The organism is Actinomycetota bacterium (assembly GCA_030019255.1).
In the GTDB taxonomy this organism is placed as follows: Bacteria; Actinomycetota; Geothermincolia; order Geothermincolales; family RBG-13-55-18; genus Solincola_A.
In genome coordinates this window covers 77,629-91,159 of record JASEFK010000006.1, presented here as the reverse complement: position 1 = coordinate 91,159, position 13,531 = coordinate 77,629, and the positions used below count along the sequence as shown (strand labels likewise).

The following is a 13,531-nucleotide window of genomic DNA, read 5'->3' as shown; positions in this document are numbered from 1 at the left end:
GCAGGTGCAGCTCTTCCGGAGCTATTTACCTTGCCTCCCTTGAAGGACCGCCTGCAGGTGGTCCCCGCGTTTCGCCTCCCCGACCAGCCTGTACCTCACCGGCTCGCGGAATAAGGGCCCGGCATAGACGAAGGTGTGGAACTCGCCGTTTTCCCCGGCCGGATCTATCCCCGCCCTTTCCATTTCCTCCAGGATCTCCCGATCCAGGGTTCGACCTAGCCAGTCTCCGAGCAGGCAATCCTTGCGCACCGAAACCACGAGGGCACGGAAACCCAGGTCGATGAACTCCTCCACCAGCTTCCGGCGGTTCTCTCCCCAAAGCGGTAGAAGGGGAAGAATTCCCAGCTCATCTGATATTCTCTCTACCCATTCGCGGTGTTCCGCGAGGTCTATATCCCCGAAGATGCCTGCCCGCACCCCCTTCCTCCTCAGTTCTTCCACGCCCTCTTTGAACGCCTCCTCGTATCCTTCCCAAGTGGAGCAAGCGAAACTTATGGGTAAGCCCATGGCCCTGGCCTGCGCGGCGAAAAGTTCCCGGGGAAGCCCATGGGAACGTGAGTACTTGCCGCCCTCGTGAAGCATGCAAAAGAGCGCGTTAATGCGGTACCCCGCCGCCAGCCCCCGGTAAAGGGCAAGGCAGGAATCTTTTCCACCGCTCCAGGAGACGAAAGCCTTCATCTTTTAATGGGGTCAGGGCTTGCCCGATACATGACCTTTTGCCGACCGTCCCGCCGGGACGATTCCATTTCCGGCCCCACGACGAGGCTGGTAGGATTCGCAAACTCCGACGAGCGCCTCGCAAGCCGGGCGCATCGGGCAAGTCGACCAGACTCAGGTTACACCAACCGCACGGTACAGGGCAAGCGGAGCGTAAACCCCTTACGGTAGGCGGTGCGTACCTTGAAGCAGAGTGGACGGAAAGTCGCCATCCTCGCGGGGGTGCGAGGCGGCCCAGTTGACAGAACTTGTGCAGGAGTAGATAATAAGACTGACCGGTTGGTCTAATAATCAGAACGGCAGCTCAGGCCGAAGGAACCAGGTTCGGAGGATTTATCGGGGCGGGAAAGTAACGATCACGCCACGATGGCCCGGAGGACCGGACATCCGAAGGTTACAGGCGTTCTGAAAAGGGTGGGGGAAGGGCAAGAGAGGCATGGCTGGGAAAGCCAGGACGCTGGGTCTCAGGAAAAACCCGGTGAAGGACGAGCGGGAGCAGGCTTTCAAGCGGGCTGCCCTGAAGTTCTTCTCCGCCAAGGGATATCACCGCACCACCATGTCCGAGATAGCCCTGGAGGCTGGGTTCGGCAAGGGGACCCTTTACTGGTACTGGAAGTCCAAGGAAGACCTATATTTTTCCCTCATCGAGGACATGCACCGCGAGTTCCTGGACCTGGTGGAACGGGCGGCGGAGAGGGAGGGCAGCGCCTGGGAAAAGCTGCGCTGGCTGGGAGAGGAGATAACCGACCTCTATTACCGGGACCGCGACTATTGCAAGCTCTCCTGGAAGATGCGCGCCGAGGAGCTGGAGACCTTTTCGCCCGAGCACGTGGACCGTCTTTACTCCTACATCAACCGCACCAAGGAGAAGCTGCAGGAGATCATGGCCCAGGGCGTGGCGGAGGGCGTGTTCCCCCCTTACGACCCCTATTACCTGGCCTGTATGCTCATGGGCCTGGTGGAGGGCATGGAGATCCAGTGGCTGGAGGACTCCAAGTCCTTCGACCTGCGCCGCGCCATGGGCATGGCCATGGATCTCCTTTCCGCCCTCACGGCCGGGAAGGAGTTGAACGCGGCGGCGGAACCTTCCCGGAAGGAGCCTGCGGGAAAGAAGATCGCCGGTTCGCGGTCCGGGGATGTAGCGCGAGAACAAAGGGAAATTGCGGCCAGGCAAAGCACGAGGATGAAGGGTAAGCGGTCATGATCCGTGAGGGGAGCGGCACGGCTTTCGCCCGGGGAGGGATTTGACCAAAACCTCGATTGCAGGGCCTCGATTGGACACCATGTAAGGCGCGAGATGGAGACGATTGCAAGACCCGGCTTGGTGGCAGGAATTTTCGACCATCGACCGGAAAACGCGGGAAGCACGAGAAGGAGGTAGGAGATGTCCAGGTTGACCATTCTTGGCGGATGCGGAGCGGTGGGGAGCACCGCGGCGCGGGCGCTGGCCGCCGGCGACTATTTCTCGGAGCTGGTCATCGCCGACCGGGAAGGGGAGGCCGCGCGGCGGCTGGCAGCGGAGCTGGGAGGAGGCAGGGTTTCCGCGGTGGGCGTGGATGCCGACGATCCGCAGGCTCTCAAGGAGGTCATGGCCGGCTCCGACGTGGTACTCAACTGCATCGGTCCCTTCTACCGCTTCGGTCCGCCCATCCTTCGGGCGGCCATCGAGGTGGGCGTAAACTACGTGGATATCTGCGACGACATGGATGCCACCCAGGAGATGCTGGCCATGGACGAGGAGGCCAGGGCGGCGGGGGTTTCCGCCCTGGTGGGGATGGGAAGCTCCCCGGGGATGGCCAACCTGCTGGTGAAGTTCACCGCCCAGAACCTGCTCGACCAGGTGGACTCGGTGGACATCTACCACGCCCATGGCGGGGAGCCCGTGGAGGGTCCGGCGGTGATCAAGCACCGCTTCCATTCCATGGAAATAGACATCCCCATGTTCCTGGACGGGGAGTATAAAACGGTGCGCCTCTTCGATGAGAGCGGGAAGGCCCTGGAGGAAGTGACCGACTTCCGCGACGTGGGGACCTACCCCGTCTACGCCTACCCGCACCCCGAGACCATCACCCTCCCCAAATACATCAAGGGTGTGAAGAGGGTCACCAACCTGGGGCTGGTCATCCCCGTCTCCTACGCCGAACTGATCAAGGACATGGTGCGCCTGGGACTCACCTCCGACGAACCCCTGGAGGTGCAGGGGGAGAAGGTGATACCGCGCGAGTTCGCCGTGGCTTTCGTGCTCTCCAAGCGCGACGCCCTGCTCAAGGAGGCGGGCATCACCACCCCGCGGGGTTGCTTGAAGATCGTGGTCAAGGGGAGCAAGGAGGGCGAGCCTCATACCTATATCTTCCAGATGTCTTCCAGTGGGATGGGGATGGGCGAGGGTACGGGAATCCCCGCCGCCCTGGGAGCCATCGTCATGGGTCAGGGGAAGATCACCCTGAAAGGGGTCTTCCCGCCCGAGGCGGCCGTGGATCCCATGGACATGATCAAGCTGGCCGGAGAGGTCATCAAGTCCAGCGGCAAGGGGGACCGTGCCCCGATCTATATAGAGCACGTGGACAAGGACGGCAGGGTGGAGACCCTGGACCTCAAGTTCTGAGGGGTCGGTGTGGAAGGCCGGGCCTGAAGCGGAGGCGTGGTCCGCATGAACCAGCGTGCAAGGCGGCCCACATGGGTCCGCACGGATCCATGTGGAGCATACAAGCGAATCAGGTGGTGAGCGCGGAATGAGCGAGAAATTCATCATCTCCCATGACGTGGGGACGGGCGGCAGCAAGGCGGTGCTGACCGACCTGGGAGGGAACATACTGGCCTCCTGCTTCGAGCCCTATCCCACCTCCTACCCACAGCCCCACTGGGCGGAGCAGGACCCCCGGGACTGGTGGAGGGCGGTGACTGGGAGTACCAGGAAGGTCCTCAAGGAAAGCCGCGTCAATCCCCGCCAGGTGGTGGGCATGGGCTTCGCCGCCCAGATGCTGGGGGTCCTTCCGGTGGACGAGAAGGGCGTTCCCCTGCGCCCGGCCATCATCTGGATAGACAGCCGGGCCGACGAGCAGGCCGCCAGGCTGGTGAGGAGATTCGGCGGCCCCCGGGTGGTCATGGCCGTGGCCGGGGCGGTGCCCTCGGGAAAGGACGTCATCTGCAAGATACTGTGGATAAAGGAGAAGGAGCCGGAGGTGTTCTCCGCCACCCACAAGGTCCTGGACGTCAACGGCTACCTGGTCTTCCGGGCCACCGGCAACATGATCATCGACCACACCGGGGCGGGAGTCACCGGGATACTGAAGAACAAGACCCGGGAATGGGACCAGATGTTCGCGCGTATCCTGGGCATACCCCTGGAAAAGATGCCGGACATAAAGAGCTCGGTGGAGGTGGTGGGGCTCCTCACCCGCGAGGCGGCCGAGGAGATGGGCCTTCAGCCGGGCACCCCGGTGATAGGGGGCATGGGGGACGTGCCCGCCGCGGCCACCGGTTCCGGGGCCCTGGAACACGGGGATGCCCACATCTACCTGGGGACCTCGGGGTGGCTGGTGGTCTCGGTGAGGAAACCCAAGAACCTGGGGAAGAACGGCATCGTGTCCGTGGCCTCGGCGGACCCGGAGATGTTCCTCATGATCGGGGAAACGGAGACCGCCGGGGCCTGCCTGAAGTGGTTCGCCGACAATTTCGCCACCGCCGAGGAGAGGAAGGAGGCGGAACGCCGGGGGGACGAGATGGCCATCTTCGCCGTGCTTGACGAGGTGGTGGAGGGGGTGGAGCCGGGGTCCGCACGGCTGCTCTTCACTCCCTGGCTCTTCGGGGAGCGGGCCCCCATAACCGACACCACCATCCGCTCCGCCTTCGTCAACCTCTCCCTCAACCACCGCCGGGAACACGTCCTGCGCTCCATCTACGAAGGGGTGGCCTACAACTTCCGCTGGCTGGTGGACACCGTCGCCGGCGCCGGCTTCCCCTGTCGCACTCTCAGGGCCATCGGGGGAGGGGCGCGGAGCGACGTGTGGATGCAGATCATGGCCGACGTGACCCGCAGGAGCATCGAGGCGGTGGCTGACCCCCAGGAGGCGGGGGCCATCGGCTGCGCCCTGGCGGTGGCGGTGGCCCTGGGGGAATACAACGGTTACCGCGACCTGAAGAGGGTGGTGCGGGTGCGCCGGACCTTCGAGCCCGATCCCGGCTGCTGCACGGAGTACGACGAGCTCTACCAGGTCTTCCGCCGGCTCTACGGTAACCTGTGCGGACTGTGCCGACGCCTGAACCAGGCCGAAGAGGCCTGCGAAGCAGTGTAAGGAGGGAGGAAGATGCTCTACTACGAAGCCCAGCCCAAGGCCCTGCCGGAGGGAATCGACTACGACGACTTCATTGTGGCCACCTACTACGCCGCCCTGCCCCGGGAGGCCATCATGTACTACCTGGCCCCCTTCCTGGCCATAGAGCAGTCCACGGGGACCTGGACGCCGGTGCCCGGGGAGACGCCAGAGGTGAGGGCCAAGCACGTGGCCAAGGTCATCGGCATCCACGAGGTGCCCTTCTACGAGTTCGAGGTGCCCAAGGGGGTGGAGGAGCGCACTTACGTGGTGCAGATCGCCTTCCCCTTCCGCAACATCGAGCACCAGATACCCATGCTGCTCACCGCCGTGGTGGGAAATATTTCCATGGGGGGAAAGATCAAGCTCCTGGACCTCTACTTCCCGAAGAAATACACCGAGGGTTTCCAGGGGCCTAAGTTCGGCATCGACGGCATCTACGAGGTCCTGGGGATAAAGGAGAGGCGCCCCCTGCTCAACAACATGATCAAGCCCTGCACGGGGTATTCCTGCGAGGTGGGGGAGAGGCTCTTCTACGAGGCGGCCCTGGGTGGTTGCGACGTGATCAAGGACGACGAACTCATCGCGGACATGGCTTTCAACCGGGTGGAGGACCGCGTCCGGGCCTACATGGCCATGGAGAAGAGGGTCTACGAGGAGACCGGTGAACATACGCTGTACACGGTCAACGTCTCGGACAGCATCCCCAAGATGTTCGAGACGGCCAAGCGCGCCGTGGACGCCGGGGCCAACGCCATCATGGTCAACTACCTGGCGGTGGGGCTGCCCGCCCTGCAGGCCCTGGCCGAGGACCCGGACATCAACGTGCCCATCCTGGCCCACATGGACTGCGCCGGGGCCCTGTACGAATCGCCCATCTCGGGCATCGCCTCCCACCTGGTCCTGGCCAAGCTTCCCCGCCTGGCGGGGGCGGACGCCATCGTCTTCCCGGCGCCCTACGGGAAGGCCCCCTACCTCAAGGACCGCTTCGTGTACACGGCGGACGTCATGCACTACCCGCTGCACAACATCAAGCCCTCCATGCCCATGCCCTCCGGGGGCATCACCCCGGAAATGGTCCCCACCTGCGTGGCGGATCTCGGGAAGGAGATCATGATCGGGTCCGGCGGGGGGATCCACGCCCATCCCATGGGGCCTACGGCGGGGGCGCGGGCCTTCCGGCAGGCCATCGACGCCACCATGCAGGGCATCCCCCTCCACGAGTATGCCAGGGACCACCAGGAGCTGGCCGTGGCCCTGGGGCTCTGGGAGGGCTTCTTCAAGGAGACCACCGCGGATACGGGCATCGAGGCCAAGACCGAACACCTGGGCGATTAGGGGTCAGTCAGGCAGTCGGCGGTCTGTGGATACCCCCAGGGGTATCAAAATTCAAGACCTGACCCCTTTAGAGGCTGAGGTGCTGCTCCGCTTCCGGAAGGAGCATCCGGGCGCGGGGGATGTAGAGGGAGTGGATGCTTTTCCCCGGCGCTATCTCGCGGATTTTCCTCGAGAGTTCGTGCTCGCCGAGGGTGATGCGGGCGGTTCCGGGGAGGAAGCTGCGGCCCAGGGAAGTGGAGACTCCCCGGATGGGGGTGAAGAGGAGCTCCCGGTCCTTCACCGTGTAGGTATTGATGTCGAAGTAGGTTTTCATGCGGGGGAGCGACTTCTTCACCTCCAGGGTGAGGATGTGTCGGCCCTGCTCCGTGAGGGTGCAGGTTACCGTCTTCTCGTCCTCCGCGAACTCGATCTCCCCCAGGAACTTGGGGTAACCCCAGATGTCGATCCCGGCGTGCAGCGCTATATCCGTGGTCACCGGGAGCTGCCAGACGAAGGCCTCGAAGGATAGGGAGGCGGCCATGCGCAGGGGCGGGATGAGCATGGGGTTAAGGCGGGGGCGGTAACGGGCCGGGACGGCTATTCCCAGCTCCCGATAGGGGCCTATGCTGGTGTCCCGGTAGTCGAAGGCCATGATGGCCAGGAGCCCTTTTCCGGGCATCACCTCCGCGGGAACCAGCTTGGAGGTGGGCAGAAGGTCGCGGAGTTTCAGGGTGGGGGCCAGGAAAATGCCCGCCACGGCGAAGACCTCCCGGTAGAGCACCGGCACGGCGCAGGACCCGCCGGTTATCTCCACTTCCCTCTGCTCCACGTCCTCGAAGAAGAGCCCCTCCATGTTACCTCCTTCCATCCCCGGGGTGCTCACGCCCGTCGCGAAGGGTCGCCGCGACAAGCTTACGGAGAGCCTGCTGACCCCTTCGCACCACATGGTTGCCGGCTTTATTATACCTGTCTTTCCGGGCGCGGTCCCGAACCTTGTTATCTTCCCAGTACTTGGAGAGGGCTCCCGTTTCGTGGGCCCGGTTCACGGCCAGGCGGAAAAGGTCCAGGCTGAGGGAAAATAGCGACATGGTAATAATTGCCAGAACGGCGATCCCCCCGCGCAGGTCGTGTAGTCCCGCTCCACGAGGCAAAGCGCCCCGCAGTCCGGCCACTTCAGGGCCTGACCGTGGAGAAGGGCACCAGCTGGGAGTAGTCCACCAGCTCGGCCATGGCCCGGGAATAGGTATCCACCCCCAGTTCTTCGGCCGCCGCAGGGGGGTTGAGTCCTCCCGCCACCACCAGGCCTACCCGTTCCTTGGCGCAGGGTATCTCCAGACAGGGCTGCCCCGGCTTGCCCAGCACCACCAGCCCTCCCAGGCGGACGGAGCGCATCTCCTCCAGTATCTCGGAAGCCCGTCCGCGGGCACTGGCCGGTATCTGGCGGAAGGAGGCACAAATCCTGCCGTTCCCGGTCTCCGCCGCGGCATGGACGCCGGTCATCTTTCCCTTGATAAAGATCTCGATGGGGTCCAGGGTGGACCCGGAGTAGCTGATGATCTCAGTGAAGCGGCGGGGTTTTCCCTCCTGGATCTCCAGAAGCCCTCCGAAACTGGATTCCACGGGTATACCGTGGCGCAGAAAGATGGCGTTCAGGGTTACGCTGCACAGGGTGCCCCAACCTACCATGCCGGAAGGCACCTCCACCTGGCCGATGCGTTCCCCAGGCCCGGCTCGCAGCACCAGGTCGGATAGACAGAAGCCGGCACGGAAAGCGCTGCGCATGGCCTCCACGGCCCTCGGTTCCTGTTCCCGGGGGAGGAAGGTGAGGTTCACCACCACGCGGCCCTTCCCGGTTCGGGGGTCGTAATCGGCCCGCCAGGCGAGGTCGTCTATGCGCGCGTTGACGAAGCCCAGGCGTTCCACAGCCAGGGCGCCCTCCACTTCCTGTGCCCCCTTTTCGGTGAGCACCCTGCCGCTTCTCCCCACCAGGCGGGTGAATCCTCTTGCGTCAAGATGGAGCAGGTGGTAGCGAACCGTCCTCTCGTTGAGGTCCAGGCCCTTCCGGGAGAGTTCCCGGGCGATGGCCCGTGCTCCAAGGGGTTTCCCGGCCTCCTGGAGTATTTCCAGGATGGCCAGGGCCTTGCGCTCCAAAATCCTATCGTTGCTCATTTAGGTAAATTTTTTCCGTTTAAAGCCTTGACAAGCTTATTTATAAGCTTAATATAGGTAATAGGTTACCTATTGCCGGTAATTATAAGCTTTTCCCGGCCCGGTGTAAACCCCCGGCTGGGTTACGGTCACCGGCGGGGTTTATACTGATTCTGGTCGCCGGAAGTTTATATATTCTGTTCGGAGTTTCGGACTGAGGGAGGAAGGGTACATCCGTAGTCCGGGACCCGCAACCGGATGGGTTGACCGCCAGCAGGGACGCTTACTGTTGTCCGGGGCGGTTATGAACCATCATAAACTGCTGACACGACGGGTGCCCGGGAAACCCGCTGCAGGTCACGGTCACGAAAGGCGGTTGTGAATTGAAACGCATCATTCCCCGCGAGGAATACTGCATAGGATGCCGGCTGTGCGAGATCCACTGCATGGTCCAGCACTCGAAAAGCCGGAACATCATTAAGGCCTTCAAGAAGGAGAAAAGGCCGGCCAAGAGGGTGGAGGTCGAGGAGCGCGGTCACGTATCCTTCGCCCTGCAGTGCCGCCATTGCGACGAAGCGCCATGCATCACCGCCTGCCTTTCCGGGGCCATGCAGAGGGATGCCGCGTCGGGAGCGGTGGTCCACGACCCCCAGAGGTGCGTGGGATGCTGGACCTGCATCCTTGTCTGTCCCTACGGAGCGGTGCGCCGGGACGCTGCGGAAAAGAAGGTGGTGGGCAAGTGCGACCTGTGCCCGGACCTCGAGGTGCCGGCCTGCGTGGCCAACTGTCCCAACGAGGCCCTGGTCCTGGTGGAGGAATGAACAGATGGAATCGGAGCTGGCGGCTCGGGGACTTAGAAAGCAGGATCGGGTGAGGAAACGCCGGGGAAGGGCGGGAATGGGCGACGGCCGTTGAAGGAGGAAGAGGAACCGATATGCTGACTTACGACTACGTGGTGGTGGGCAACTCGGCGGCGGCCATTAACGCCTGCGACGCCATCCGCAGCCTGGACCAGGATGGGAGCCTGGCCGTGTTCGGGGAGGAGAAGCGCCGTTGCTATTCCCGCCCCCTGATCTCCTACCTGGTGATGGGGTATATCGACGAGAAGGGGATGTATTACCGGCCCACCGACTACTACCGCAAGCGAAGGATAGACTTCCATCCCGGAAGCAGGGTAGAGGTGGTGGACCTGGAGCGGCACTTCCTGGAGACCTCCAGCGGTGAGAGGTTCAAGTGGAAGAAGCTGCTCCTGGCTACCGGATTCCAGCCTTTCATCCCCCCTGTCGAGGGGCTCGCGGAGATGAGGTATCTCACCTTCGTTTCGTGGGATGATGCCCGGACCATGCTCCGCCTCACCGCTCGCCCCCTTAGGTCGTTGGTGATGGGGGCCGGCCTGATCGGCATGAAGGCGGCGGAGGCCCTGCATTCCCGGGGTTGCGAGGTGGTGGTGGTGGAGAAGATGGACCGGATTCTTCCGCTGGCGTTGGACGAGGTGGCCTCGGAGATGGTGGCTGCGCGCTGCCGGGAAGCGGGCATAGAGGTAACCACGGGCCGCAGCGTCTCGCGGGTCGAAACCCGTGGAGGATACCGGGGGACGGCGGTCCTCGACGACGGGGCGGAGCTGGATTTCGACCTCCTGGTGGTGGCGGTGGGCGTGAGGCCGCGCATGGAGCTGGCCGAGGAGGCCGGTCTTCACTGCGATAGAGGAATCTTGGTTGATGAGCACCAGCGGACCTCCTGCCCGAATGTCTTCGCTGCCGGCGATGTCGCTGCGGCCTTCGACCTGGTGCGCGGGGAGCCCGCGGTGAATGCCCTGTGGCCTATAGCGGCCCTGCAGGGGAAATACGCGGGCCTGAACATGGCCGGGAGGGAGGTCCCCTATCCGGGTGGCAATTCCATGAACGCGGTGGAGTTCTTCGGGCTGCCCGTCCTTTCCGCAGGCGTGGTGAACCCGCCCGATGATTCCTACGAGGTAATCGTCCGACGGGGAGAGGACGGCGATTATCGGAAGGTGGTCATCCAGGGAGACCTCCTGGTGGGGATGCTGGTGGCGGGCAAGATAGAGAGGGCGGGCATCCTCACTTCACTCATCCAAGAGAGGGCCAATGTGCGAAGGATAAGGAATTTCCTCCTCGAGGAGGGTTTCGGGCACATACACTTCCCGCGCTCCATGAGGGAGGAACGCATCGTGGAGGCGGTGGCGGGTCTGGCCAGGGCAGGAAAGGGAGAGGAGAAAAGGATAGTCAGCCATGCTCAGGGAAGCGCGCTTTCGGGACGATAAGGATTTCTCCGGGTGTTCCATATTCGGGATGATGAACGTCCGAGGGGAGAGGTTCAACGGCGAACCCATGATAGTGGCTATCGCCAACATGAAGGAGAGGAGCAACGGTCTGGGCGGCGGCTTCGCCGCTTACGGTATCTACCCACAATACGCCGAGCTGTACTGCTTTCACATGATGTACGATGACCAGGCGGCCAGGAAGGAGACGGAGGAATTCTTCAAGACCCGGTTCGAGGTGGAAGGCGCCGAGGTCATTCCTACCCGCGCCTGCGAGGGAGTGGATGACCCGCCGCTGCTCTGGAGGTACTTCCTGCGACCCAGGGAGAACCTGGTCTGCTCGGAGCTGGATGCCGACGATTTCGTTGTCCAGGCGGTGATGCACATAAACGTAAGGATAGATGGGGCCTTCGTCTTCTCCAGCGGGAAGAACATGGGCGTCTTCAAGGGGGTGGGTTTCCCGGAGGACATCGGCCGTTTCTTCCGCCTCGAGGAATACGAGGGTTATACGTGGGTGGCCCACGGCAGGTTCCCCACCAACACCCAGGGATGGTGGGGAGGGGCCCACCCCTTCAACATCCTGGACTGGTCGGTGGTGCACAACGGCGAGATCTCCTCCTACGGCATCAACCGCCGCTACCTGGAGATGTTCGGTTACATCTGCACCCTGCACACGGATACCGAGGTCATCGCCTACGGCGTCGATTTGCTGCTGAGGAGGCACGGACTTACCATCCAGGACATGGCCAGGGTCTTCGCCGCGCCGCTGTGGACGGAGATAGACCGCATGCCCCCGCGGGAGCGGGAGGTGCACACCGCCCTGCGCCAGACCTACGGTTCCCTGCTCCTCAACGGCCCCTTCAGCATCATCATCTCCAACCGCAGCCAGATGATCGGCCTCACGGACCGCATAAGGCTGCGGCCCCTGGTGGCCGGGCGCAACGGCGATTTCATGTACATCTCCTCGGAGGAGGCCCCCATCCACCTGGTGGACGATACCCTCCGGGAGACTTGGATCCCGCAGGGAGGGGAACCCATCGTGGCCGAACTCCTGGAGGCGGCGGAGGAGCACGAGGAGGCTGGAGCCGAGGTCATCTCCCTTCCCGCGACGGATTCGGCTTGAAACGGAGGCTGGAGGACTTGAAGAGCTACCTGTTGCCGCAGTTCCTGATCGACCGGGACGACTACCGGTGCATCCGTTGCGAGGTCTGCGCCCGGCAGTGCGCCTTCGACGTGCACTGGTACGATGAGGAGGAAGACGCCGTCTTCGCCGACGAGAGCAAGTGCGTGGGCTGTCTGCGCTGTGCCACCCTGTGCCCCACCAATGCGCTGGTGGTGCGGCATAACCCTACCCAGCACCCTCCCAACGCCAACTGGACCAGGGAAGTCCTTCAGAACATCTACAAGCAGGCGGAGACGGGCGGGGTCCTCTTGACCGGCATGGGGTGTGATAAGCCATACCCCATCTACTGGGACCGCATCGTCCTGGACGCCAGCCAGGTGACCAACCCCTCCATCGACCCCCTGCGGGAGCCCATGGAGCTCCGCACCTACCTGGGGGCCAAGCCCGACGCCCTCAAGGTGGGAAGGAAGGGTGGCAAGCCCTCCCTGGAGACCAGGATCACTCCCCAGCTGAAGCTGGAGACCCCCATCATGTTCTCGGCCATCTCCTACGGGGCCATCAGCTACAACGCCTGCGAGTCCCTGGCCCGCGCCGCCGCCGAGGCGGGCACCTACTACAACACCGGGGAAGGAGGCCTGCATCGCAACCTCTATAAATACGGGGATCACACCATATGCCAGGTGGCGTCGGGCCGTTTTGGGGTCCATGCCGATTACCTGGAGGTGGCAGCGGCACTGGAGATCAAGATAGGACAGGGGGCCAAGCCCGGCATCGGCGGCCACCTTCCGGGAGAGAAGGTGAGCGCCGAGATCTCCAGGACACGCATGATTCCCAAGGGCACCGACGCCCTTTCACCCGCCCCCCATCATGACATCTATTCCATCGAGGACCTGGCCCAGCTCATATACGCCCTGAAGGAGGCCACCCACTGGGAGAAGCCGGTGTCGGTGAAGATCGCCGCGGTACACAACTCCGCGGCCATTGCCTCGGGGATGGTGCGCGCCGGAGCGGACATCATAGTTCTTGACGGTATCCGGGGCGGGACCGGGGCGGCACCCACCATGATAAGGGACAACGTGGGCATCCCCATCGAGCTGGCCCTGGCGGCGGTGGACGACCGCCTGCGCCAGGAGGGCATCCGCAACCGGGCCAGCATCGTGGTGGCGGGCGGCATTCGCTCCTCCGCCGACGTGATCAAGGCCATAGCCCTGGGGGCGGACGCGGTGTATATCGGGACGGCGGCGCTGGTGGCCCTCGGTTGCCACGTGTGCCAGAAGTGCTATACCGGGAAGTGCAACTGGGGCATCGCCACCCAGGATCCCTACCTTTCCAAGCGCCTCAACCCGGAGGTGGGGGCCCGCCGGCTGGTCAACCTCCTCCGCGCCTGGTCCCACGAGATCATGGAGATGCTGGGAGGGATGGGGATAAACGCCATCGAGAGCCTGCGCGGCAACCGCCTCCGCCTGCGGGGCGTGGGTCTCACCCAGGAGGAGCTGGATATACTGGGCATCAAGCACGCCGGGGCCTGAGGGCGGGAACCTTTCGAATCCCGGTCCTGTCTCTCCTTGTGCGGGGTTCGGCTGCGCGGCTGGAGGAAGGAGAAGCTTTACGAAGAAATATGAGTTGAACGGGAGG

General features: G+C 63.5%; 11 protein-coding genes. 8 read left to right on the top strand and 3 right to left on the bottom strand.

Features of this window, described 5'->3' with window-relative positions; all coding sequences use genetic code 11:
* Positions 1 to 21: 21 nt before the first annotated feature.
* Positions 22 to 678: a diphthine--ammonia ligase gene (locus tag QME84_06935; GenBank protein MDI6874001.1), complete on the bottom strand. Its 657-nt coding sequence runs from the start codon at positions 676 to 678 to the stop codon at positions 22 to 24.
* 475 nt (positions 679 to 1,153) lie between these two features.
* Between QME84_06935 and QME84_06930 the strand changes: the two genes are divergently transcribed.
* The 4 genes from QME84_06930 to QME84_06915 all read left to right on the top strand — a co-directional run bounded on the left by QME84_06930 (position 1,154) and on the right by QME84_06915 (position 6,368).
* Entirely contained in the window at positions 1,154 to 1,921 is a 768-nt protein-coding gene (locus QME84_06930) for a TetR/AcrR family transcriptional regulator (GenBank protein MDI6874000.1), read from the top strand.
* Positions 1,922 to 2,101: 180 nt separating this feature from the next.
* Positions 2,102 to 3,322: a saccharopine dehydrogenase NADP-binding domain-containing protein gene (locus tag QME84_06925; protein MDI6873999.1), complete on the top strand. Its 1,221-nt coding sequence runs from the start codon at positions 2,102 to 2,104 to the stop codon at positions 3,320 to 3,322.
* Between the two features lie 127 nt (positions 3,323 to 3,449).
* Positions 3,450 to 5,012, top strand: coding sequence for an FGGY-family carbohydrate kinase (locus tag QME84_06920; protein ID MDI6873998.1), 1,563 nt, complete (start codon positions 3,450 to 3,452; stop codon positions 5,010 to 5,012).
* Between the two features lie 12 nt (positions 5,013 to 5,024).
* The gene (locus QME84_06915) at positions 5,025 to 6,368 is read left to right on the top strand and encodes a RuBisCO large subunit C-terminal-like domain-containing protein (protein MDI6873997.1); all 1,344 of its coding nucleotides are present in this window, start codon (positions 5,025 to 5,027) and stop codon (positions 6,366 to 6,368) included.
* 67 nt (positions 6,369 to 6,435) lie between these two features.
* Here the strand turns inward: QME84_06915 and QME84_06910 are convergent, their stop codons facing one another.
* Both QME84_06910 and QME84_06905 read right to left on the bottom strand, forming a co-directional pair.
* Positions 6,436 to 7,200: an acetoacetate decarboxylase family protein gene (locus QME84_06910; protein MDI6873996.1), complete on the bottom strand. Its 765-nt coding sequence runs from the start codon at positions 7,198 to 7,200 to the stop codon at positions 6,436 to 6,438.
* 320 nt (positions 7,201 to 7,520) lie between these two features.
* Complete coding sequence (locus QME84_06905) at positions 7,521 to 8,516, bottom strand: NrpR regulatory domain-containing protein (protein ID MDI6873995.1); 996 nt, start codon at positions 8,514 to 8,516, stop codon at positions 7,521 to 7,523.
* Between the two features lie 362 nt (positions 8,517 to 8,878).
* Between QME84_06905 and QME84_06900 the strand changes: the two genes are divergently transcribed.
* The 4 genes from QME84_06900 (at position 8,879) to QME84_06885 (ending at position 13,425) form a co-directional block, all read left to right on the top strand.
* On the top strand, positions 8,879 to 9,316 hold the full coding sequence (locus QME84_06900) for a 4Fe-4S dicluster domain-containing protein (GenBank protein ID MDI6873994.1): 438 nt from the start codon (positions 8,879 to 8,881) through the stop codon (positions 9,314 to 9,316).
* Between the two features lie 113 nt (positions 9,317 to 9,429).
* The gene (locus QME84_06895) at positions 9,430 to 10,776 is read left to right on the top strand and encodes an FAD-dependent oxidoreductase (GenBank protein ID MDI6873993.1); all 1,347 of its coding nucleotides are present in this window, start codon (positions 9,430 to 9,432) and stop codon (positions 10,774 to 10,776) included.
* Entirely contained in the window at positions 10,745 to 11,896 is a 1,152-nt protein-coding gene (locus QME84_06890; protein MDI6873992.1) for a glutamine amidotransferase family protein, read from the top strand. The genes QME84_06895 and QME84_06890 overlap by 32 nt, the downstream gene beginning before the upstream one ends.
* The gene (locus tag QME84_06885) at positions 11,893 to 13,425 is read left to right on the top strand and encodes a glutamate synthase-related protein (protein ID MDI6873991.1); all 1,533 of its coding nucleotides are present in this window, start codon (positions 11,893 to 11,895) and stop codon (positions 13,423 to 13,425) included. Before QME84_06890 ends, QME84_06885 begins: the two co-directional genes overlap by 4 nt.
* Positions 13,426 to 13,531 lie beyond the last annotated feature (106 nt).